Origin of the sequence: Exiguobacterium sp. PFWT01 (genome assembly GCF_018255795.1) — a bacterium.
Classification (GTDB): domain Bacteria; phylum Bacillota; class Bacilli; order Exiguobacteriales; family Exiguobacteriaceae; genus Exiguobacterium.
On sequence record NZ_CP073755.1, the window covers coordinates 1,757,225 to 1,779,470 of the forward strand.

The 22,246-nt window shown below is 51.5% G+C and carries 18 protein-coding genes; 1 reads left to right on the forward strand and 17 read right to left on the reverse strand.

The annotated features are described in order from the left end of the window. Positions 1-2 precede the first annotated feature (2 nt). The 6 genes from rsmB to gmk are packed head-to-tail and all read right to left on the reverse strand — an operon-like array spanning position 3 to position 7,159. Positions 3-1,334 (reverse strand): 16S rRNA (cytosine(967)-C(5))-methyltransferase RsmB, encoded by a 1,332-nt coding sequence (gene rsmB / locus KD909_RS09130; protein ID WP_211781379.1) that lies wholly within the window; start codon positions 1,332-1,334, stop codon positions 3-5. Next, positions 1,321-2,721 (reverse strand): methionyl-tRNA formyltransferase, encoded by a 1,401-nt coding sequence (gene fmt, locus KD909_RS09135; protein ID WP_211781380.1) that lies wholly within the window; start codon positions 2,719-2,721, stop codon positions 1,321-1,323. The genes rsmB and fmt overlap by 14 nt, the downstream gene beginning before the upstream one ends. 11 nt (positions 2,722-2,732) lie before the next feature. Further along, on the reverse strand, positions 2,733-5,057 hold the full coding sequence (priA, locus tag KD909_RS09140; RefSeq protein WP_211781381.1) for a primosomal protein N': 2,325 nt from the start codon (positions 5,055-5,057) through the stop codon (positions 2,733-2,735). Continuing rightward, on the reverse strand, positions 5,054-6,244 hold the full coding sequence (gene coaBC, locus KD909_RS09145) for a bifunctional phosphopantothenoylcysteine decarboxylase/phosphopantothenate--cysteine ligase CoaBC (RefSeq protein ID WP_211781382.1): 1,191 nt from the start codon (positions 6,242-6,244) through the stop codon (positions 5,054-5,056). Before coaBC ends, priA begins: the two co-directional genes overlap by 4 nt. A gap of 58 nt (positions 6,245-6,302) precedes the next feature. Further along, a complete protein-coding gene (gene rpoZ / locus KD909_RS09150; RefSeq protein ID WP_015881337.1) occupies positions 6,303-6,512 on the reverse strand; it encodes a DNA-directed RNA polymerase subunit omega in 210 nt (69 codons plus the stop codon). Continuing rightward, a complete protein-coding gene (gene gmk, locus KD909_RS09155; RefSeq protein ID WP_031421596.1) occupies positions 6,512-7,159 on the reverse strand; it encodes a guanylate kinase in 648 nt (215 codons plus the stop codon). Before gmk ends, rpoZ begins: the two co-directional genes overlap by 1 nt. Before the next feature lie 131 nt (positions 7,160-7,290). On the opposite strand from gmk, the gene KD909_RS09160 reads away from it, so the two are divergent. Next, the gene (locus KD909_RS09160; protein ID WP_211781383.1) at positions 7,291-8,982 is read left to right on the forward strand and encodes an Rqc2 family fibronectin-binding protein; all 1,692 of its coding nucleotides are present in this window, start codon (positions 7,291-7,293) and stop codon (positions 8,980-8,982) included. Between the two features lie 585 nt (positions 8,983-9,567). On the opposite strand, the gene KD909_RS09165 is transcribed toward KD909_RS09160, so the two are convergent. The 11 genes from KD909_RS09165 to KD909_RS09215 all read right to left on the reverse strand — a co-directional run bounded on the left by KD909_RS09165 (position 9,568) and on the right by KD909_RS09215 (position 22,241). Continuing rightward, a complete protein-coding gene (locus KD909_RS09165; protein ID WP_015881334.1) occupies positions 9,568-10,506 on the reverse strand; it encodes an FUSC family protein in 939 nt (312 codons plus the stop codon). Further along, positions 10,503-11,333: a hypothetical protein gene (locus KD909_RS09170; protein ID WP_211781384.1), complete on the reverse strand. Its 831-nt coding sequence runs from the start codon at positions 11,331-11,333 to the stop codon at positions 10,503-10,505. Before KD909_RS09170 ends, KD909_RS09165 begins: the two co-directional genes overlap by 4 nt. An 89-nt stretch (positions 11,334-11,422) precedes the next feature. Beyond that, positions 11,423-12,049 carry an orotate phosphoribosyltransferase gene (gene pyrE / locus KD909_RS09175; protein WP_211781385.1) on the reverse strand — a complete coding sequence of 209 codons (627 nt, stop codon included), beginning with the start codon at positions 12,047-12,049 and terminating at the stop codon, positions 11,423-11,425. After that, the gene (gene pyrF / locus KD909_RS09180) at positions 12,033-12,737 is read right to left on the reverse strand and encodes an orotidine-5'-phosphate decarboxylase (protein WP_211781386.1); all 705 of its coding nucleotides are present in this window, start codon (positions 12,735-12,737) and stop codon (positions 12,033-12,035) included. The genes pyrE and pyrF overlap by 17 nt, the downstream gene beginning before the upstream one ends. Further along, complete coding sequence (locus KD909_RS09185; RefSeq protein ID WP_211781387.1) at positions 12,712-13,638, reverse strand: dihydroorotate dehydrogenase; 927 nt, start codon at positions 13,636-13,638, stop codon at positions 12,712-12,714. Before KD909_RS09185 ends, pyrF begins: the two co-directional genes overlap by 26 nt. After that, positions 13,635-14,354: a dihydroorotate dehydrogenase electron transfer subunit gene (locus KD909_RS09190; protein ID WP_211781388.1), complete on the reverse strand. Its 720-nt coding sequence runs from the start codon at positions 14,352-14,354 to the stop codon at positions 13,635-13,637. Before KD909_RS09190 ends, KD909_RS09185 begins: the two co-directional genes overlap by 4 nt. Next, positions 14,351-17,554, reverse strand: coding sequence for a carbamoyl-phosphate synthase large subunit (gene carB / locus KD909_RS09195; RefSeq protein ID WP_211781389.1), 3,204 nt, complete (start codon positions 17,552-17,554; stop codon positions 14,351-14,353). Before carB ends, KD909_RS09190 begins: the two co-directional genes overlap by 4 nt. 1 nt (position 17,555) lies before the next feature. Then, on the reverse strand, positions 17,556-18,638 hold the full coding sequence (locus KD909_RS09200; protein ID WP_211781390.1) for a carbamoyl phosphate synthase small subunit: 1,083 nt from the start codon (positions 18,636-18,638) through the stop codon (positions 17,556-17,558). Then, positions 18,616-19,896: a dihydroorotase gene (locus KD909_RS09205; protein WP_211781391.1), complete on the reverse strand. Its 1,281-nt coding sequence runs from the start codon at positions 19,894-19,896 to the stop codon at positions 18,616-18,618. Before KD909_RS09205 ends, KD909_RS09200 begins: the two co-directional genes overlap by 23 nt. Beyond that, positions 19,893-20,777 carry an aspartate carbamoyltransferase catalytic subunit gene (locus KD909_RS09210; protein WP_211782886.1) on the reverse strand — a complete coding sequence of 295 codons (885 nt, stop codon included), beginning with the start codon at positions 20,775-20,777 and terminating at the stop codon, positions 19,893-19,895. The genes KD909_RS09205 and KD909_RS09210 overlap by 4 nt, the downstream gene beginning before the upstream one ends. 159 nt (positions 20,778-20,936) lie before the next feature. Further along, positions 20,937-22,241, reverse strand: a complete 1,305-nt coding sequence (locus KD909_RS09215; RefSeq protein WP_211781392.1) for a uracil-xanthine permease family protein — start codon at positions 22,239-22,241, stop codon at positions 20,937-20,939. Positions 22,242-22,246: the final 5 nt, after the last annotated feature.

Consider the following 22,246-nt stretch of genomic DNA (forward strand, 5'->3'; position numbering starts at 1 on the left):
TTTTATACCTCTTTCTTAAATGCGGCGATATAGAAGCCGTCGGTCCCGAATGTCGTCGGTAATAATTTTAGTTCAGCACGGTCCGATTCCATCATCGGACGAACAGATTGTGGGAGACGTCCTTTTAGCGTTTCGTCCCACACCAACCCTTTCGACAAAATGTAGTCAGCCTGCGTCTCGTTTTCAGACGGGTCGATTGTACATGTCGAGTAAACTAGCGTACCACCTGGTTTGAGCAGTGGCAATACGGCATCAATGATTTGTCTTTGTATCTTTGGTAAGTTTTCGAGTTGAGCTTTGTCCTTCGTCCATTTAATATCCGGCTTTCGACGAATGACGCCAAGGCCCGAACAAGGGACATCTAAAAGAATCCGGTCAAAGCTCTCTTCTTCAAACCGTTCACCTGCTAAACGAGCATCAAGGGCAAGTGCGGTCACTCCATTGATGTGTAGACGTTTCGCTTGTTGGTCAATCAATTTTGCTTTGTGCGGATGAAGGTCAAGCGCGGTGAGCGACCCACCTTGCATTCGCTCTGCCGTATGCATCGCCTTACCGCCTGGTGCGGCACATGCGTCTAGGATGACGTCGTCTTTCGAAACGCCGAGTGCATCCGCGACAATCATGGAGCTCTCATCTTGAATCGATAGGAGACCTTCCTCGATAAATGGGGTCGCATGGACATTCCCAGACTCAACGACTAGTCCATCTGCCGACAGTTCCGAACGTGACGTCATGACGCCAGCATCAGCCAAGCGGTTCATCATCTCATCCACTGAAATGCGCTTTCGGTTGACTCGAATCGTGACAGGGGCAGGTTCATTGTTCAATCGGCAAATCGCTTCTGCCGTCTCCACGCCATATAACTCAATCCAGTCTGATACGAGCCATTCCGGATGACTGTGCTCGATGGCGATTCGTTCCGCATCGGTCAAACTACTAAAGTCCGGAAACCCTTCCCGAAGCACATTGCGTAACACCCCGTTTACGAATTTGCTCGTTCCGAGATGATGCCCTCGTTTCTTCGCGATTTCGACCGCCTCGTGTAGGACGGCCCGATCGGGTACTTTATCAAGATAGAAGAGTTGGTAAACGCTCATCCGAAGAAGCGGGAGGACAAACTTGTCGAGCTTCTTCGGCGAACGGATCCGATCTTTCAAAATATAATCGAGTGTTCCTTTACGACTAAGCGTCCCATATACGAGTTCGGTATAAAGGCCGACATCTTTTGGGGCAACTTTTTTTTGTTTCAATGTATCATTGACGGCAATCGTCGAATATGCGCCACCTTGTTCAATTTTCATCAGCGTATCAAGCGCTGCTTCACGTACGTTCATGTGTTCCTCCTAATCGGTCGCCAATCCGTAGCTTTTGTCCGGCGCCACGCATGAAGGTTGCACCATCCATCCGTTTCTTACCTGCGGGTTGCAAATCGGTCACTTTGATGGCGACGTCGTTCCCTGTCGCCACGACAAATCCGTCTTCCTCCAGACGAACGACTTCTCCCGGCTGTCCCGTACCTGTCGTTTTCTCTCCCATGAACAATTTCACACGTTCACCGTCAAGCGTTGAATAGGCCGTCGGGAATGGATTCATTCCTCGAATATGGTTGTAGATGGACTCGCCGTTCATTGTCCAATCGATCTGTTCACGCTCACGGCTGATGTTCGGGGCGAACGTCACGTCACGCTCGTCTTGAGGCACCGCCTCAATCCACCCTTCTAAGAAGGCGGGAAGCGTTCGGATGAGAAGATCGCTTCCTGCTACAGCCAGTTTATCAAATAAAGACCCGACCGTATCCGTTTCTTCGATTGGCACGATGGTATTGGCAATCATGTCACCTGCATCTAATTTGTCGACCATGTACATGATCGTCACGCCTGTCTCCAACTCCCCATCAAGGATGGCTTGATGAATCGGGGCACCTCCACGATATTTCGGAAGGAGCGACGCATGTACGTTGATGGCTCCGTGAGGTGGGGCTTCTAGTAAGGCGGTCGGCACGATTTGTCCGTACGCCGCCGTCACAATCAAATCAGGCTTCAGCTCTAAAATGTCTGCGTAGTCTGTTCGCACTTTTTCAGGCTGCAACACGGGAATACCGTGACGAAGCGCACACTCTTTTACTGGAGTCGGCTTAAGTTCACGTTTTCGCCCGACCGGTTTATCCGGTTGCGAGACGACACCTACGACATTGTATCCTTCTTCAAGCAGTCGCTCAAGTACCGATACGGCGAACGTCGGCGTCCCCATGAAGACGATGCGTTTGTCTTTTCCAGGGTTCGGGACGGCGAGCTTGTCTGTGAACAAGACGCCATCCAAATGATCCATCTCATGTTGAATCGCACGAGCGAAAAAGCCGCTCGCTTGAATCGTATGCGTCCGCCCTTTCAAATCTTGATTCTTGACGACGATCGACTCGTGTCGTTCCACGAATCCGAATTCGCCTGGGATACTCAAACATCCCTCTAGCCCAACTTCTCGACCAGATGTTTCAATGATTTCCGGGTTGATCAAGACGAGCGGTCCCGTCTCATCATCGGTATGAACGACCGCGAGCCGCTGGTTCAAATTGACTTGCGGTGCCGCGACACCAACTCCGTCATACTCATACATCGTATCAAACAATCGGTCGACAGTCTGACGCAATTTTTTATCAAACTTCGTCACCGGTTCGCACGTTACGCGCAAAATGTCATTTGGTACTTCTACTACTTTATACATGTCTCTCCACCTCACATGAATACGTATGGGTTCACATCGATACTCATTTGATATTCTTTCTTGCTGATTGCTTTGGCTCTCGCTTGCTGTAATCGTGCCAGCTCGGCGTAAAGCGTATCGGGTTGTTTCGTTTTAATGAATACTTGATAGCGATAGGCGTTCTTCAACTTCGATAACGGCGCGGGCATCGGTCCATTCAGGCGGCTGTTCTCCACGTGCGCTTGTAAAAAGTCTGATGCGAACAATTCTGCCTCTGCCTTGGCGACAAGAGGATTTTCCGCCGAAAACGTGACGAGCGTTAAAAACCAGTAAGGCGGATGGTTCCCGACTTGTCTGAGTCCCATCTCTTTGGCGAAAAATGTCTCATAATCATGTTCACTCGCAGTCTCGATCACATAATGGTCCGGGTTATACGTTTGGACGAACGCCTCACCCGGAAGTTTTCCGCGCCCGGCTCTTCCTGCCACTTGGGTGACGAGTTGGAAGGTCCGTTCGGTCGCCCGAAAATCAGGCATCCCGAGTGTCGCATCCGCCGCGAGTACCCCAACGAGTGTGACATTTGGGAAATCGAGCCCCTTGGCAATCATCTGCGTGCCAAGTAAGATGTCGGCCTCCCCTTCTTCGAAACGACGCAACAACTGCTCATGTGATCCTTTTCGAGACGTCGTATCCTGGTCCATTCGGATGATGCGTGCTTCTGGAATCCGGTTCAACAGTTCCGTTTCGATTTTTTGCGTGCCCGACCCGAACTGTTTGATTTTCTTACTGTTGCAGGATGGACATGTAGACGGCATGCCGACCTCGTAACCGCAGTAGTGACACTTCAATCGGTCTCCATACTGATGATATGTCAAATTAACGGCACAATGGGGACATGTCATGCCTTCACCACAGTCCCGGCACATGACGAACGTCGTGAATCCACGACGGTTCAATAAAATGACGCACTGCTCTTTTTTTTCGATCCGGTCGAGAATGCCTTGGAACAATTCTTCCGAGAACATCGTCGTATTGCCTTTCGCCAATTCACGGCGCATATCGATAATGTGGACCGGTGGCATCTCTCCACCGTACCGTTCTTTCAAGTGTAAGTAGCGATACACACCCTTTTGCGCTCGGGCGTAGGACTCGAGGGAGGGTGTCGCACTCCCCAACACGACAGGACAACCGTGATAACGAGCCCGCCAGATGGCAACATCGCGCGCATGATAGCGCGGGTTCTCTTCTTGCTTGTACGTCGTCTCGTGCTCTTCATCTAAGATGATCAGACCGAGTCGGTCGAGCGGGGCAAAGATGGCAGAACGGGCACCAACGACGACGTCGACTTCATTTCGTTTAATCTTACGCCACTCGTCGTACTTCTCACCTTTAGACAGAGCACTGTGCAACACGGCGACCCGATCGCCGAAACGACGCTTGAAGCGTTTGACCATCATCGGGGTCAAACTGATTTCAGGAACGAGTAAGATGGCCTGCTTGCCTTCATCGATGACTTGTCCGATTGATTCCAAATAGACTTCGGTCTTCCCACTCCCCGTCACGCCGTGGACGAGTAACGTCTCACCCGCTTCAGCCTCCTGTATGGCCAAGACGGCACTTGCCTGACTGTCATTCAATTGAACCGATTCCTCGACTTGCTCGATTGTCGCGTACGGGTCACGGTTCAACTCGACCTCGGTCAATCGAACCGCTCCGAGGTCGGCAAGTTTTTGCAGTTGTGGACGAGTCAGACCAATTTGACGTAGTGCCGACCAATACATGCGTGGGGTCTCCTTTAGTAAATTGACCGCTTCGAGTTGCTTTTTCGCACGTTTCGAGACGACTGTCGCATCGAGGAGCTCGACGACGACGTCGGTCTTAACGGTCTTCTTTTCTTTTAAGACGGGCGCTAAGATCAGCTCCCCTTTTTTAGCGAGTCCAAGAATGACCGATTGGACTTCTTTTGGATACTCCGATAAATGCGTTCCGAGGCGGACCCCATCAGGCACATGCCCTTCTTTAATTTCTTTGTCATAACTCACCTTGAGCGCGGCCGGAAGCATCGCGAGCAGGGCGGATGAACGAAAGCAAAGTGTCGTCTCTTTCACATGAATAGATAAAGCGAGCAGTTCATCGGTGAGTGAAGATTCCTCGTCTAACAGCGCTTCTAACGGTTTTAATCCATCTCTCGTCCCATCTGACGTACCGACGACGATCCCGAGCAGACGACGGGACCCGAATGGGACAGAGACGCGCATGCCCGGTTCAATCAAAGCCTCAAATTGTTCAGGTACTTCGTAATCAAACGGACGATCAATCGTGATTACCGGTGCATCGACATGTACATGTGCAATCATCGGACCGCTTCCTTAAAGTGTGTGAGCAACTCGAACGCTAACTGTTTCTTCGACTGTTTCGGAAGTCGATGTGTCGTCCCATCTGCATGAAACAAGACGACTTCATTGTCGTCCGCCCCGAATCCGACGTCACTGCCAGACACATCGTTCGCCACGAGGTAATCGACATTCTTCCGCTTCAGCTTAGCTGCCGCATGCTCCTCGAGTCGTTCCGTCTCAGCAGCAAATCCGACCAACACTTGATGGGTCTTCTTCTCACCGAGTGATTTTAAAATGTCTGTCGTTTCTTCAAGTTCGATCGTGAGTGGACCGTGAACTTTTTTATGTTTTTCCGAATGCACCGTTTTCGGACGATAATCCGCAACTGCCGCCGATTTCACGACAAGGTCTGAAGCCTCAAAGCGGCTCGTCACTTCGCGCAGCATCTCCTCACTTGACTTGACGGGAACCGCTGTCACGCCTTCCGGGACAGGAACTTGAAGCGGCCCGTGGACGAGCGTGACACGGGCACCCATGTCCCGAGCCACCTCAGCGAGTGCGACGCCCATTTTCCCTGACGAATCATTGGATAAGTAACGGACGGGATCGATGCGTTCGACAGTCGGGCCAGCCGTGATCAAGACATCTTTTCCAAGATATAGTTTCGGGACGAATTGGCTCTCGATAATGCGAACTAAGTCTTCCGGTTCAGGCAGACGTCCCCCACCAATCCATCCGCAAGCCAAGTTGCCGACACCGGGTTCAATCAACTGATAGCCGTATGATTTTAGCGTCTCGATATTCCGCTGTGTGGCAGGATGTTCGAGCATGTTCACGTTCATCGCCGGTGAGATGATGACCGGGCACTTCGCAGCCAAAATAGACGTCGTCATGAAGTCATCCGCAATCCCGTTCGCCAATTTTGCGATCGTATTTGCCGTCGCCGGGGCCACGACAATCAAATCGCTCGAGTCGACGACATCGATATGTGCAATCTTTGTCGGGTCGTGCTCTTCGAACACGTCCGTATAGACCGGGTTGCGACTGAGCGCCTGGAAGGTCGTCTGACCCACGAATTGTTCTGCCGACTTCGTCATCGCGACGCGAACATTCGCTCCGGCTTGAACCAATTTCGATGTGAGCGCACACGCCTTGTAGGCGGCGATGCCACCACTCACACATAACAAAATAGTACGATCCTTCACCATTCCCAAACTCCCCCTTATAGACAATGAGACCCAAGTCGCAAACGACTTGGGTCACACTTCATCCGTTGTTTTTTTCGTTCACGATGATTGTCGTATCACCCGAAAATAGTTCTTCTAACGCTTGACCGACCGGCTTATATGATTTTGGCTCGGCGACTTTCGGTGCTTTTCCATCTTGAATCTGACGCGCCCGTTTTGCAGCGACCGTAACGATCGTGTATTTTGACGGGATAGTACGTTGTAAGGCATCAATCGAAGGGTATAACATTAAATGACCTCCATCATGGCTTTTTTATAGAGTGACGCAACACGTTCACGTTTACAATGCTCAGCTGTCACAATCGCTTTAATTCGATCGATGGCTTTGTCGACCTCGTCGTTCGTGACGACATAGTCGTAGGCGTCCATCAACTCGATTTCTTCACGCGCGACGAGCAGGCGTTGCTTAATGACTTCTTCTGACTCCGTGCCTCGTCCGATGAGACGATTGCGAAGTTCTTGAAGGCTTGGTGGTGCCAAGAATAAAAAGACGGCTTCTGGGAGAAGTTCCTTCACTTGGAATGCCCCTTGCACCTCAATTTCAAGAATGACATCTTGGCCGCTTTCGAGCGTTTCACGCACCCACTCTACAGGCGTCCCGTAATAGTTACCGACAAATTCGGCATGTTCAAGCAGTTCTTTTTGTTCAATCATCCGTTCGAACTCTTCTCTCGATTTGAAGAAGTAATGCACTCCTTCAACTTCCCCTTCACGTGGTTTTCGGGTCGTCGCCGACACCGAATATTGAAGGTTGTTGTCCTCTTCCTCTCGAAGAGCACGGCAAACGGTCCCTTTTCCGACACCGCTCGGTCCAGACAAAACGATTAATAATCCTCGTTCTTTAAAATTCACTGCAAGCCCTCCATCTTCTAACATCACATTTAATTATAATAGCAGTCAATCAATTGTCCCGGCAAGAAGAAGTTCGGATTTCCTACTCCATCGTACCATATTTTCTGTTTTTCTGATAACGTAGAGACAGAAAATGAACAAAGGTGATGAGATCATTGGCTTATGATGGATTAATGACATATCGTGTCGTACAAGAATTACAATCGCTCGTCGGAGGGCGAATCAATAAGGTACATCAACCGTATTCGCTCGATTTGATGCTTCAAATTCGCTCGAATCGTCAGAACGCGCAACTCTTGATATCAGCAAATGCGATGTATGCCCGTCTTCAGTTGACGGATACACCGATTAAAAACCCGCAAGAACCGCCGATGTTTTGCATGATGCTCCGCAAACATGTGGAAGGTGGATTCATCACGGCGGTCGAACAAATCGGACGAGACCGTGTCATCGTCATTTCGGTCCGCTCTCGTAACGAGCTCGGCGATGAAGAATCGAAGAAAGTATACATCGAATTGATGGGGCGCCACTCGAACGTCGTCTTGACGACGGAAGAAGGCAAAATATTAGATGCCATCAAGCATCTCCCGCCTTCCCAAAACACGTATCGGACCATCATGCCGGGTAGTGATTATCTCCTTCCGCCGGAACAACACAAGTTCGACCCATTGACGGAGATGACAGAAGGATTGAAACGAATCGATTGGAACGCCGGCAAGCTCGACAAACAGATTGTCGCCACGTTCGCCGGCGTCAGTCCGCAAATTGCACAGGAAGTCGTTCTTCTCGCAAAAACGCCGAATCGCGACTCCTTACAACAAGCGTTTGAGAACGTTCTTCGTCAACTCGATGGACCCTACGTTTTCCAACAACTTGCGAACGGTAAAGAACGGTTCGCTCCGATTGCGTTGACAGCCGGGGACATCGAATCCGAGGAAACGTATGAATCGAGTAAAGAAGTGCTCGACCGTTTCTACTATGAAAAAGCGAACCGTGACCGTGTGAGACAACAAGCACACGATGTGGAACGGCTCTTGAAATCAGAACTCGAAAAGAATCAATTAAAACGCCGCCGCCTTTTGGATGATTTAAAAGCGACGGAACGGGCAGATGAGTTACAAAAATACGGCGAGTTGTTGACGACGTATTTATTCCAACTCGAGAAAGGGATGCGCGTCGCCGAAGTCGTCGATTATTATGACGAGAACGGTGCAATCCTCTCCATTCCACTCGACCCACTCAAAACACCGAATGAGAATGCGCAGCAATATTATAAGAAATACAACAAACTAAAAGTAGCCAAAGTCGAAGTGAAGAAACAGATGGAGTTGAACGATGCAGAAATCGAGTATTTAGAGACGCTCATCGCCCAACTCGACGTCGCGTCCCCGTCCGATCTTCTTGAGATTCGCGAAGAACTCGCAGAAGAAGGCTACATCCGTCAAAAACGTCAAAAGAAAAAAGCGAATCCGAAAATTTCGCTTGAAGCGTATACGTCCTCGACTGGAACGGAGTTCTTTGTCGGGAAGAACAATACGCAAAACGACCATCTGACGTTCAAATTCGCACGCCGTGACGAGATTTGGCTTCATGTCAAAGACATCCCAGGGTCTCACGTGATCATTCGTTCGACCGAACCGGATGAAACGACATTACTCGAAGCCGCATCAGTCGCCGCCTACTTCTCGAAAGCACGTGCGTCGAGCGGCGTCCCCGTCGATTACACGCGCGCCCGCTTCGTGAAAAAACCGAGCGGTGCGAAACCCGGGTTCGTCATCTACACGGATCAACAGACCGTCTACGTGACACCGGATGAGCAATTGATGAAGTCATTGAAACAATCGTGAACATGAAGACCCGCCATCGTGATGGCGGGTCCAGACTATAGACAAAGTATAGGTCTAATGTCTTTTATATGCCCAACCCGGACACGGCTCGCTTTCCTAGGGGCAAGCAGGGAGCCGCATCGCGACTGCGTCACTGCTGGGTCTCCCTTTGCTTGCTATTCCCTCAGGAGTCTCGCCTGCCCGTTCTTGGTCACCTTTTGTCCTTCATCCCATATAATGGTGTGAGAAGAACACACAGGGGCGGATCTGATGATCAACAAGTCGACACGATCCATCCTTCACGGTCTGACGAACGGAACGGATGTTGAACGGCGGTCCGAGGCGGATGATTGACGGGCGGGCTCGGCGTTTACCTTCCCTTCCCCCTGATACATCGATTTGAAGTAAGTATCGAGCTTTTTCTTCGGCCGTCGTGGTCTTGGAAAAAGACAAACGACCGCCAGATGACGATCGTTTGCGTTGCTCGCCCGACGGCGCCCCGACTCCTACAGGAAGCGTGGGCGCCGGAAGGACGAGTTCGAACATGTTATTTGTCAACAAGCTAGACCCGTCATCATCATGGCGGGTCTTCTACGTGTAGAGGGTTCACGTTTTCGGATCATGCTTGAACGCCTCGAGCTGTTCATGATAGTCGAGCAAATGCCCGTGTAAAATTTCTGAAACGGATAAATCTTCATGTGGAAGTTTGAAGAGTGAATAGGGCTTGTCACATGTATAGAGAATGTCGTGATGGTGTGCCAGTAAGTATAAGAACTCAGACTCAAACGCCTGTCGCTCTTCCTCACTCATCAAAAGGAAGGCTTCTCGATGCTCGGCGAGACTCTCTAGCAACAAGACCAGCTTGTCTTCAAGGTGAATCAACAATCGGTACTGTTTGATTGTCATATGCTTCAATTTGACGTTCGTCACTTTCATATCCTCTTGGAGCATCATATGAAGCTCCTGATGGCCAAGGATGCGGGCTCGCGTCTCGAGCAGTTCTGCCGGGGAACCGACGAGCTCTCGCCAATGATGGAACAGATAAGAAGAAGTCTTACGTACCTCGTTCAACAATCGGTCCTCATAACGGGGTGGCATGAATGCGTAATTGACACCGAGTGAAACGAACACACCGACCGCCGTCAATAACGAACGGGTCCACGCATAATGAAAGAAATCCGAAGTGGGACTTTCGAGCATCATGACGATGGCAAACGCTGCATACGTCGACATATGGGTCTTATCGAACGTCGTGTTGAGTGTGAGCGAGACGATGACGGCTAATCCAATCGAGAGCGGATTGACACCGAACAAATAGACGATGAAAAGCCCGCACATAAGACCGACGACCGTTCCGAAAATACGACTGAACACGATTTTAGATGACCGCTTGACGGTCGGTTGCATCGCCACGACTGCTGCGATGGCCCCCATCCCTGAATAGATCCCGAAGATGTACCACGAGATGGCGACGGTGATGGCGACGGCGATTCCGGTTTTTAACGTACGTAACCCCACTTTCGGGATGTATCGTTTTCCATTCATTTCAGTTCGACCTTCCCTGTCTCAGAAATCAGTTCCACCACCGGTCGATTCGACGTCGACAATTGATACACACCGGGTTCGACTTCTTCGTAACGGTCGCTACTCGAGACTTTTCCAGTCGTCGTCACGTTCACTTGTCCTGTCGCATGTTTCGGCGCGTAACTGAGTGTCCCGGCTTCCGTCTGGATGGTCATCGCTTGATTGACGACGACATCGCTGACGGTCGCATGACGATAGGACCGAATGTCACCGGTCACAAGTCGTGCCGATTCGATGGTCGTATCGCTTTTCGATTCAATCCGCAGTCGATCACTATCAATCTGTTTCAAATTGACGGCATTCACATCCATGACAATCGTCTTCGCATTCAATCCTTGTCCTGTCACTTGCTCCGCTCCTAGATGAACCGATGTCATCGAGCTCGGCAAAGCGACTTTAATCTTATAGCGCGACGGTTCATCGCTCGCTCGACTTCCGAAATAGCTGAACCAGCCATATCGCTCGACGACGTAGATCGTGTCCCCGACTGATTTGACTTTGATGCGGCGTTCTTTCGAATTGGTCTGTATCACTTCAATCTGTACCTTTTCATTTGGACTACGAACAAATTCCACGTTCCCATGGTCTGTTTCGAGTCGTAATTTCTTCATTTGATATCGGTCTTCATACTGGTCTCCTAGCGCTAATAGATGACTGAATACAAATAAATTCACAAAAAAGAGCGCTGGGATGATGGTCAAGACGAGACCGAAGGCGATTTTACGATGTTTTGGAATTGCACGAAGTCGTGCGTTCCATGTCTTCTCTTTGCTTCTTGAATACGCCATATGCCTCTCCTTTTCGAATCACTTCCGTTATTTTACCATGAAGTATGACATATGCCGAATCGAAAAAGAATCCGCCCGAAGGTGGATTCTTAAGAGGTGACGAGGTCGCTCCAGGCACGAGGGTCTTCTTGCCAGTCACGAAGCGAATCGAGCTCCGAACGGTTGAGGACGCCCGTATTTTCGGCCACTTCAATTAATTCTGAGAACGTCGTCAACGACGTCGCCGACAGATTTGCATCGGCTAGATTCTTCTGAAGAACCGGTAATCCGTATGAGAAGATGGCTTGAATTCTAGTGACTTCACCGCCCGCCTCACGTATCGCTTGGGCAGCATCGATACTCGACATCCCTGTCGACAATAAATCCTCGATGACGAGCACTCGAGCGCCTGCCTCGAGTCTTCCTTCAATTTGATTGCCTTTCCCATGCCCTTTTGCACTCGACCGGACATAAATGAACGGGAGACCGAGTCGGTCAGCGAGCAACGCCCCGTGAGGGATACCTGCCGTGGCCGTCCCTGCAATCACATCGACTTCAGTCGGATTCACTGACTTCACCAATCCATCGACGATGACTTGACGCACATTCGGAAAACTGAGTGTGAGTCGATTGTCGCAGTAGATTGGACTCTTTAATCCGCTCGACCATGTATACGGCTCAGTCGGTGATAGTGTGACGGCTTCAATCTGTAAAAGTGCCTCAGCGATTTGTTTCATTCATTTGTCCCCATTCCTTCATAAATTGGTCGTACATGGCCATCGGATCAGTCGCACGTGTAATCGGTCGACCGACGACGATTGAGTGAACACCCGCCAGTCTCGCTTCATGAGGCGTCGCGATACGGACTTGATCATCCTCGGTTGCACCGAGTCGGATGCCCGGCGTGACCGTCATGAACGTGTCCCCGAGTTTCTGATGAATCGCTTTCGCTTCCTGGACGGATGCGACCACTCCATCAAGTCCCGCCTGTTTCGCAAGTGTCGCTTGTCTGAGCACGGCTTGATCGAGTCGTCCGGCAATCCCGAGCTCTGTCTGCATCATGCGCTCATCTGTCGACGTCAACTGTGTGACCCCAATCAATCGAGTCGTATCATTCTCTTGGCGTAACCCGTCTAACGCATAGCGCATCATCTTTTCGCCACCTAATGTGTGGACATTCGTCACAGCCACCCCGAGTTTTCCGATTTGTCGCATCGTACGGCGTGCCGTCTCCGGGATATCGTGTACTTTCACATCGAGAAAGACCGGATACCCCTCGTCGACCAATTCTTCGACAAAGCGTGCGCCTTCCCGATAAAAGAGTTCCATCCCGACTTTAACAGCCGGTCGGTTTGAAAATCGTTTCAACAAATGAAACGCTTCGTCCCGCGTTTCCACGTCAAGGGCGAGATACAAGTTGCGCATAGGCCTTCCCCCTCACATCCAAAATATGTTCGATTCCGAGTGAATCGAGTCGTGCCGGTAACGCTTCGATGATTTCCTGACAGACGTATGGATTTTCAAAGTTCGCCGTCCCAACAGCAACGGCAGACGCCCCGGCGTAAATGAACTCAAGCACATCGTCGACCGTGCGAACCCCGCCCATGGCGATAATCGGTATGTTGACCGCTTGCGCGACTTCATATACCATCCGGACCGCCACCGGTTTGATGGCCGGACCGGATAACCCACCGATTCGGTTCGCTAAAATCGGTCGCCCAGTCTCAATATCGATTCGCATCCCAACGAGTGTGTTGATCATCGTCAATCCGTCCGCGCCGGCCGCCTCGACAGCTCGCGCCATGTCCGTAATCGACGTGACATTCGGAGACAGTTTTACATAGACCGGCTTACTCGAAGCCGCTTTGACGAGTCTCGTGAGTTCTGCGGCCATCACCGGGTCCGTCCCGAACTGCATGCCCCCACATTTCACGTTTGGGCATGAGATGTTCAATTCGATGGCTTTAATCGTCGGGTCGGCGCTGATTCGACGGGCGACTTCCACGTATTCATCTGGCGTCGAACCGGCAACGTTGGCGATGATCTCCGTGTCGAACGTTGAGAGGAATGGTAATTTTTCTTCGATGATCGCATCGACACCTGGATTTTGAAGTCCGATCGCGTTGAGCATGCCCTGTGCCGTCTCGGCGACACGTGGGGTCGGATTTCCGAATCTCGTTTCCTCCGTCGCTGCTTTGATCATGATACCTCCTAAGATGGAGAGGTCATACAGTTTCGCGAATTCCTCTCCAAATCCGAAACATCCGGAAGCCGGAATAATTGGGTTTTTTAAACGAAGACCTGGTAACTCGACATTCAATCTCATAACAGCACCTCTTCCGCATTGAATACCGGACCGTCACTACAGACTTTCACATAGCCGTCCGGCGCTTGACAGACACAGGCAAAACAAGCACCGATGCCACAACCCATCCGATTCTCGATTGAGAGATATCGTTCAGGAATGGGTGAAGCGGCGACTGCTTTTAACATCGCTTCTGGACCACAACTGAACAACACATCGGCTTGGATGCGTGCAAGGGGGCCAGTGACGAAGCCAAGCTCTCCGTGAGTACCGTCTACTGTCGTGATGATCGTCTCACCCAGTTCACGAAAGGCTTCTTCATAAAAGACGCTTTCTTTTGAATCAAACCCGAGAATCGCAATCGTTTCAATCCCCATCTCATGTAGTCGACGTCTGACGTAGTAAAGCGGTGGGACCCCAATCCCACCTCCGACCAGGACGACTCGCTTTCCATGTTGCGCCAGTGGAAAACCGTTCCCGAGCGGACCAAGGACGTCTAGCGTGTCCCCCACTCGTTTCCCTGCCAGCTCAGTTGTCCCTTCCCCAATCACTTTGTATAAGAAGGTGATTTCGTCCCCCTCGACGTTCGCCACCGATAACGGCCGACGTAACAGACCGGACGTCTTGATGTGAAAGAACGTCCCAGGGACGACCTCCACCCCAGGGCAACGTACTTTCATTTCCATCGTCGCTTTGGCGATTTGCCGGTTGCTCACAATCGTCACGTCATGTCTCATACCATCACCCCGAACGTTGTGAATGCCGGGATGCTGACCGTTTGGAACGATAGGCTTTCAATGACTTGTAACAAGGCTTCGACTGTATCGAGCGAGGTCAGGCAAAGCGTACCCTGTTCGGCGGCCGTTCTTCGAATCAAGAACCCGTCTTTCGTGACGAGTGCGTCGCGGCTCGTCGTATTGATGATCAAGTCGACGTCTCCACGCTCGATCACACTGAGCATCGTCTCACCGTCTTCTTGAATTTTCCCGACTCGACGAACACGCATCTGTTCCACTTCAAGACTATCAGCCGTCCCACTCGTTGCCATGAGGCGGAAACCGAGGCGGTCGAAACGTTTCGCCAAGGCGATGGCCTCGTCCTTGTCATGGTCGGCAATCGTCATGAGCACGTTCCCTTTCAAGGCGATGTTCATCCCTGCTGCAACGAGCCCTTTATAGAGCGCTTTTTCGAGCGTCCGGTCTGTCGCCATGACCTCCCCTGTCGACTTCATCTCAGGTCCGAGCGATGGGTCTACCTCTTTCAATTTCGCGAACGAGAAGACCGGTACTTTGACCGAAATACTGTCCGACTCAGGATGAATGCCTGTCCCAAGACCTAGTTCTTTCAAACTCGTCCCAAGAATCGTTTGTGTTGCAATCCGTGCGACCGGTAACCCCGTCACTTTCGAGATGAATGGGACCGTCCGACTCGCACGTGGGTTTACCTCGATCACATATAGGTCATCCGCATAGACAAACTGGATGTTGAGAAGGCCTTTGATACGGAACGCTTTCGCCAACTTGATCGTATAATCGACGACTTTTTGTTTCAGTTCTTCACTGAGTCGTTGAGGCGGATAGACGGCAATGGAATCGCCTGAGTGTACGCCGGCACGTTCGATATGCTCCATGATCCCTGGGATGTAGACGTCCGTCCCGTCACAGATGGCATCGACTTCAATCTCAATTCCTGTCAAGTAGCGATCGATGAGAACCGGTCGATCTTTCGAGGCGATGACCGCATGTCGCATGTACCGCTCGAGCTCTGACTGTTCATACACGATTTCCATCGCCCGTCCACCGAGGACGTACGATGGTCGAACGAGTACCGGATAGCCGAGCTCATTCGCACATATGACGGCCTCTTCCACATTTGTCGCAGTCTTTCCTGGTGGTTGAGCTAATCGTTCCGCTGACAATGTGGCTTCGAACGCCTTTCGGTCTTCGGCACGGTCGATATCTTCCAGCGTCGTCCCAAGAATTTTCACGCCGTTCGCTTCTAACGATGCCGCCAAGTTGATGGCAGTCTGTCCACCGAATTGGACGATGACACCTAGCGGGTTTTCGTTCTCGATGACCTCTAATACGTCTTCTGTCGTCAACGGTTCGAAGTACAATCGATCGGAGATGGAGAAGTCTGTCGAGACCGTTTCCGGGTTGTTGTTGATGATGATGGCTTCATATCCTGCATCGCGAATCGTTTCGATTGAGTGAACGGTCGCATAGTCGAACTCGACACCTTGTCCGATTCGAATCGGACCTGATCCAAGGACGAGGATGGACTCCCGGTCTGTCTTCACCGCTTCGTTCTCCACTTCATACGTCCCGTAGAAGTACGGTGTCTCCGATGCGAACTCGGCTGCGCACGTATCGACCATCTTATAGACGGGACGAATGTTCCATTCTTTCCGTTTCGTGCGAACCGCTTCCGTATCCATCGACAGCATACGCGCGATTGCCACATCACTGAACCCTAGACGTTTCACCTCCAGCAGACGTTCTGACGTCAACGGCTTCGCCACGAGTTGTTGCTCGGCTTGCCAGACCCGGTTTAATTTCTGTAAGTAGAATCGATCGATTTTTGTCAGTTGGTGTAGCGTTTCTACCGAGTATCCGCGACGAAGGGCCTCATAGACGATGAACAGACGCTCGTCTGTCGGATGAATGAGTCCATGCTCGAGCTCTTCTGTGTCTAATGCAGAAAGTTGTGGAAGGTGGAGTTCTTCCATCCCCAGTTCGAGCGAGCGAACGGCTTTTAGCAAAGCCTCTTCTAGATTCCGACCGATGGCCATGACCTCACCCGTCGCCTTCATTTGTGTGCCTAAGCGGCGATCCGCGGACTCAAACTTATCAAAGGCGAAGCGTGGGATTTTGGCGACGACGTAATCGAGCGCCGGTTCGAACGAGGCGTAGCTCGTCTCGGTGACCGGGTTTTTTAGTTCTGACAACTTGTAACCGACAGCGACTTTCGCAGCAAGCTTGGCAATCGGATAGCCTGTCGCTTTTGATGCGAGCGCTGAACTCCGTGAAACACGTGGATTCACTTCGATGACGTAGTACGTGAAACTGTCTGGGTCGAGTGCGAATTGGATGTTACATCCACCCTCGATCCCGAGTGCCCGAATGATATCGAGCGAGACGCTACGAAGCATCTGATAATCCCGATCTGACAGCGTCTGCGTAGGGGCGAATACGATGGAGTCACCGGTGTGGACTCCGACCGGATCAAAGTTTTCCATCGCACAGACGATGATGGCTTGGTCACTCGAGTCACGCATGACCTCGAACTCGACTTCTTTCATCCCGGCAATCGATTTCTCCAACAAGACTTGCGTCACAGGACTCGCCTTTAATCCAGATTCAACGATTTGCTCGAACGATTCCCGGTCATGGGCAATCCCGCCACCGGTTCCCCCGAGCGTGTACGCAGGTCGGATGATGATCGGGTACCCGATTCGTTCCGCAAATCCCCAAGCAGACTCGAGCGTATGGACGATCTCACTTTCAGGTACGCCGTGACCAAGTTCGAACATCAAGTTACGGAACTGTTCCCGGTCTTCCGCTTGAACGATTGCAGACAGTTTCGTCCCGAGTAACTCCACGCCACAATCTCGCAAGACGCCCCGCTTGTCGAGTTCAAAAGCCAAGTTCAAACCTGTCTGCCCGCCAAGCGTGGCAAGGAGTGCATCCGGACGTTCCTGCCGGATGATTCGCTCGACGAATTCTGGTTCGAGCGGTTCGATATAGACACGGTCCGCCGTCGTCGGATCCGTCATGATAGTAGCCGGATTCGAGTTGACGAGGATGACTTCGTAGCCTTCTTCTTTCAAGGCAAGACATGCCTGTGTACCAGCATAATCAAACTCCGCTGCTTGTCCGATTACAATCGGTCCTGATCCGATTACGAGGATTTTCTGAATATCTGGTCGTTTTGGCATGTCAAATTCCTACTTTCTGTTTGTTTTCTTGTACGAGTTGCATGAATCGGTCAAATAAGTCGTTGGCGTCGAACGGTCCCGGTGCTGCCTCCGGATGATACTGTACCGAGAAGGTCGGGTGATGGAGATGTCTTACCCCTTCGATCGTCCCGTCATTGACCGCACGGTGTGTGACGATGAGCGGTGTATCGAGCAGTGACGTTTCCTCAACCGCATATCCATGGTTTTGAGAAGTGATGGTCACGGCTCCGGTCTCAAGCTCGAGCACCGGATGATTCGCGCCACGATGTCCGAACGGAAGCTTGAAGGTGTTCGCACCGTTTGCGAGAGCAATCAGCTGGTGACCGAGACAAATCCCGAACATTGGTGTCATCGGCATCAGATGCTTGATGAGCGGCAGTGCCGTCGGAACGTCTTTTGGATCTCCCGGTCCATTTGACAGCATGATGCCGTCCGGCTCATACCGTAATACATCCTCTGCCGTCGCATCGTGCGGGAAAACGACGACCTCACAATCCCGTTTCATCAACTCGCGCATGATTCCAAGCTTTGCCCCGAAGTCGATCAAAGCGATGCGAGGGCCGGTTCCAGTACTCACATATGTCCGCTTCGTCGATACGCGTGCGACTTGATCGTTCGGCGATTCTTCATCAAAACGGGATTGCACCTCGTCCCACGTCAACTCTCCATCGATGAGGACGCCGCGCATGACCCCTTTCGCTCGTAAATGACGTGTCAACATCCGTGTATCGATATCCGAAAGTCCCGGAATGCCGAAGCGGGTGAGTGTCGCGTCGAGTGTCGCCGTTGAACGGAAGTTCGAAGGCGTATCGCATACTTCTTTCACGATCAACGCTTTTGCCATCGGGATCGTCGTTTCAAAATCTTCACGATTGACGCCGTAGTTCCCGATCAATGGGTTCGTCAATACAATCATTTGGTCGCAGTATGATGGATCCGATAAGATTTCTTGGTATCCTGTCATTCCTGTCTGGAAGACGACTTCCCCCATCGTATCAGCCGGTGCCCCGAATCCTTTACCGACAAATTTCATTCCATCCTCAAGCCATAATGTTCGTTTCATCAAATCGCCCCTTATATACAATTTCGCCACCGACCATCGTCATGACCGGCCATCCGACAAGCTTTTCCCCTGCGAACGGTGTATTCTTTCCTTTTGAATAAAATGTCGTAGGATCGACCGTCCGAGACGTTTCCGTATCGATGAGAATCAGGTCCGCATCCGTCCCAACTTTCAGTTCCCCTCTTGATAAACCGAATACGTCGCTCGGACGTTTCGTCATCCAGTCGAGCAACTGACGCTCTTCCATGATGCCTGTCTTCACGAATGTCGTGTAGAGAAGTGGAAGGGCCGTCTCGAAACCGGTAATCCCAAACGGAGCCCGCTCTATCCCTTGTGCCTTTTCTTCTGCTGTGTGGGGAGCATGATCTGTTGCGATCATGTCAATCGTTCCGTCAAACAATCCCTCAAGGAGGGCCTGTCGATCATCCTCGCTTCGTAGCGGTGGATTCATCTTGAAGTTTGCATCGAGTCCCGGAATATCATCCTCACTCAAGACGAGATGATGCGGCGTCACTTCAGCGGTCACGTGGATGCCGGCTCGTTTCGCATCCCGAATGACACGAACAGATTGGCGAGATGAGACGTGACAGACATGATAATGACACCCTGTCTCTTCAGCGATCAACACGTCGCGAGCGATATGGATGCTCTCTGCAAGGCTCGGAATTCCTTGAATGCCATGCGCCTCACTGAATTTGCCCTCGTGGACCGATCCGGCCTTTAACGTATTGTCCTCACAGTGGGCGACAACTGCTTTGTTCAATCGTTTCGCTTCACGCATGGCTTGTCGCATCATCGCCGCCGATTGGACACCAACCCCGTCATCCGTAAAGGCGAAGGCATCTGCGAGCGATTCCATATCGACCTGTTCTTCACCGAGCTGTCGTTTCGTGATGGCGGCGTAAGGCAGGACACGTACGACCGCGTCTTGTTCGATCTTTTGGAAAAGCGTGTCCATCGTGTCGCGATTGTCTGGAACCGGTCTCGTGTTCGGCATTGAGCAGATTGTCGTGAACCCGCCCGCCGCGGCAGCCATCGTTCCCGTCCGAATCGTCTCTTTCGCCTCGCCACCTGGTTCACGCAAGTGAACGTGGACATCGACGAGTCCTGGTGCGAGCAGGTAACCTGTCGCATCGAGGATTTCTTGTCCCGCGGTCTCCCCTTTATAGTCGAGTGATTCGATCTTTCCGTCTTTCACGTGAATGTTTGTCGTGCGTTTCGTTCCCTTGTCATACCATGTCGCGTTTTGAAGTATCATTGTTGTCCTCCTAATGCTCGATTTAAGATGCTCATCCGGGCGTACACCCCATTCTTCATTTGTGGGAAGATGCGTGACCGTTCATGTTCGATCAGACTTCCAGCAATCTCCACATCACGATTGACCGGAGCCGGGTGCATGATGATGGCGCCTGCTTTCATTCGTTCGACTCGTTCGACCGTCAAACCGAACTGTGTGTGATACGCTTCTTTCGAGAAGACGTCTCCCATGATATGGCGCTCGTGTTGTACACGGAGCAACATGATGACGTCACATTCGCCTAGGATGTCATCGAGTTCTTTTCGCTCTAGCCCCATCGAGTCATCCCACCAAGAGGCAGGACTACAACCGACCACGTTTGCTCCGAGGCGCTTCAAGACGCTTGCGTTCGAGCGGGCGACCCGACTATGGACGAGGTCACCACAGATGGCGACGTTCAATCCTCGGAACGTTCCGAACTCTTCAAAGATGGTGACGAGATCGAGCAATGATTGGGATGGATGTTCCCCGCTCCCGTCCCCTCCGTTCAACACTGGGATATTCAACTTCTCCACAAGTTCGTGATAATAGCCTGCTTCCGGATGTCGAATGACGAGCGCGTCCACGCCGATGGCTTCGAGCGTTTTACACGTATCGTAGAGCGTCTCCCCTTTCGTGACCGATGACGTCGTCACATCGAACGGAATCTCTTGCATGTTCAAGTGGCGCTCGGCCATTTGAAACGAATTTTTCGTACGCGTCGAGTTTTCAAAGAACAGGTTTGCGACTGTTTTCCCATCAAATAGTGGGGGAAGGTCACCTTGCTTGTAGCGCAATGATTCTTCAATCATGCCCATGATCTCCTCAAGGGAAAGTGTGTCCAAACTGACGAAGTGTTTGATCGGTTTCACGTTTGTTTGCATCGTATTCATGTTCGTCTCCTCCTTTTATTAGAGGCAAAGAGAAAAGGCGCCTCTTCACCGATGTGAAGGGACGCCTTTATCTGGGCAGGGTACACCCAAATAAACGAGCCTTCACTTTGCCGACCTCACGGGATCGAATTAAAAGTTACTTGCTTGTTTCGTTTCTTCAGTTGTGTTGACTTCGACTGCTGTATCGTCTTCTTCAAGCGGTAAGATCGCGTTCAATAAAATACCGACGACCGTCGCAAGCGCCATGCCTTGTACCGGGAAGCTCCCGATTTCAACCATCGCACCACCGAGTCCGATGACGAGGATGACCGATGAGATGATCAAGTTGCGCTTTTCTGCCAAGTCGACTTTGCTCTCCACCATCGTCCGTAATCCGTTCGATGCGATGACACCGAACAAGAGGATCGAGATTCCACCTTTGACCGGGTTCGGGATGGTCGAGATGAACGCTTCAATGTGACCGAGGAATCCGAAGCTGATGGCCATGAGTGCTGCGCCAGCGATGACGTAGACACTGTAGACTCGTGTGATGGCCATGACGCCGTTGTTCTCACCGTAAGTCGTACATGGTGGTCCACCGAGTGCAGAGGCGACGGCTTTTCCTACTCCGTCTCCGAGTAACGTGCGATGGAGACCTGGGTCTTTCATCGTCTCTCGTCCGATGATTTTCGACGTGACCATCTGATCTCCGATGTGCTCCGTCATTGTGACGAGCGCGACCGGAACGATGGCGAGAAGGGCCCCGACTTGCCACATCGGCATGTAGTCGACGAACACCATCGTGAAGTCAGGAAGTTGGAACAGGCTGGCTTGTTGAATCGGCGAGTAATCGATGATGCCAAATGCGGCTGCGACTGCGTATCCTCCAACGATTCCAAAGAGGATCGGGACGGCACCCCAGACACCTTTCAGCTTCGTCATGGCGAGCATCGTGATTCCAAGTGTAAGCAGGGCAATCGTCATGAACGTTCCGTTAAAGGCACCATCTTGATTCATCGACATGTCGATGGCGACCGGTGCGAGCGAGAGTCCGATGACCATGATGACCGGTCCGACGACGACCGGTGGGAGCAATCGGAGCAACCAGTTGACGCCCGTCTTATAGATGATCAAGGAAACGACCCCGTATACAGACCCGGCGACGATTCCGCCGAAGAGTGCGGCTTCGACACCCCATTGTTGGCTGACCGCTATGATTGGGGCGATGTAGGCAAAACTTGAACCTAAGTATGTTGGGACTTTGAAGCGTGTAATCGCTAAGAATGAGAGCGTGGCCACGCCGGAAGCGACGAGGGCGACCGATGTATTTAATCCTGTCAAAATCGGGACTAAAATCGTCGCTCCGAACATGGCGAAGACGTGTTGAAGGCTGAATAATAGCCATTGTGGAAAGTGAGCTGGACGCTCGTGGATGTGTAGAACAGGTTGTTTCATATTGA

Coding starts and splice junctions, on each gene's coding strand:
- KD909_RS09165 (WP_015881334.1), bottom strand. CDS start 10,506: ATGAATGGAAAACGATACATCCCGAAAGTGGGGTTACGTACGTTAAAA.
- rsmB (WP_211781379.1), bottom strand. CDS start 1,334: ATGAACGTACGTGAAGCAGCGCTTGATACGCTGATGAAAATTGAACAA.
- KD909_RS09185 (WP_211781387.1), bottom strand. CDS start 13,638: ATGAGATTGAATGTCGAGTTACCAGGTCTTCGTTTAAAAAACCCAATT.
- carB (WP_211781389.1), bottom strand. CDS start 17,554: ATGCCAAAACGACCAGATATTCAGAAAATCCTCGTAATCGGATCAGGA.
- KD909_RS09200 (WP_211781390.1), bottom strand. CDS start 18,638: ATGAAACGAACATTATGGCTTGAGGATGGAATGAAATTTGTCGGTAAA.
- pyrF (WP_211781386.1), bottom strand. CDS start 12,737: ATGCGCAACTTGTATCTCGCCCTTGACGTGGAAACGCGGGACGAAGCG.
- coaBC (WP_211781382.1), bottom strand. CDS start 6,244: ATGGTGAAGGATCGTACTATTTTGTTATGTGTGAGTGGTGGCATCGCC.
- KD909_RS09205 (WP_211781391.1), bottom strand. CDS start 19,896: ATGATACTTCAAAACGCGACATGGTATGACAAGGGAACGAAACGCACG.
- KD909_RS09215 (WP_211781392.1), bottom strand. CDS start 22,241: ATGAAACAACCTGTTCTACACATCCACGAGCGTCCAGCTCACTTTCCA.
- fmt (WP_211781380.1), bottom strand. CDS start 2,721: ATGTATAAAGTAGTAGAAGTACCAAATGACATTTTGCGCGTAACGTGC.
- pyrE (WP_211781385.1), bottom strand. CDS start 12,049: ATGAAACAAATCGCTGAGGCACTTTTACAGATTGAAGCCGTCACACTA.
- KD909_RS09170 (WP_211781384.1), bottom strand. CDS start 11,333: ATGGCGTATTCAAGAAGCAAAGAGAAGACATGGAACGCACGACTTCGT.
- KD909_RS09190 (WP_211781388.1), bottom strand. CDS start 14,354: ATGAGACATGACGTGACGATTGTGAGCAACCGGCAAATCGCCAAAGCG.
- priA (WP_211781381.1), bottom strand. CDS start 5,057: ATGATTGCACATGTACATGTCGATGCACCGGTAATCACGATTGATCGT.
- rpoZ (WP_015881337.1), bottom strand. CDS start 6,512: ATGTTATACCCTTCGATTGATGCCTTACAACGTACTATCCCGTCAAAA.
- gmk (WP_031421596.1), bottom strand. CDS start 7,159: ATGTTAGAAGATGGAGGGCTTGCAGTGAATTTTAAAGAACGAGGATTA.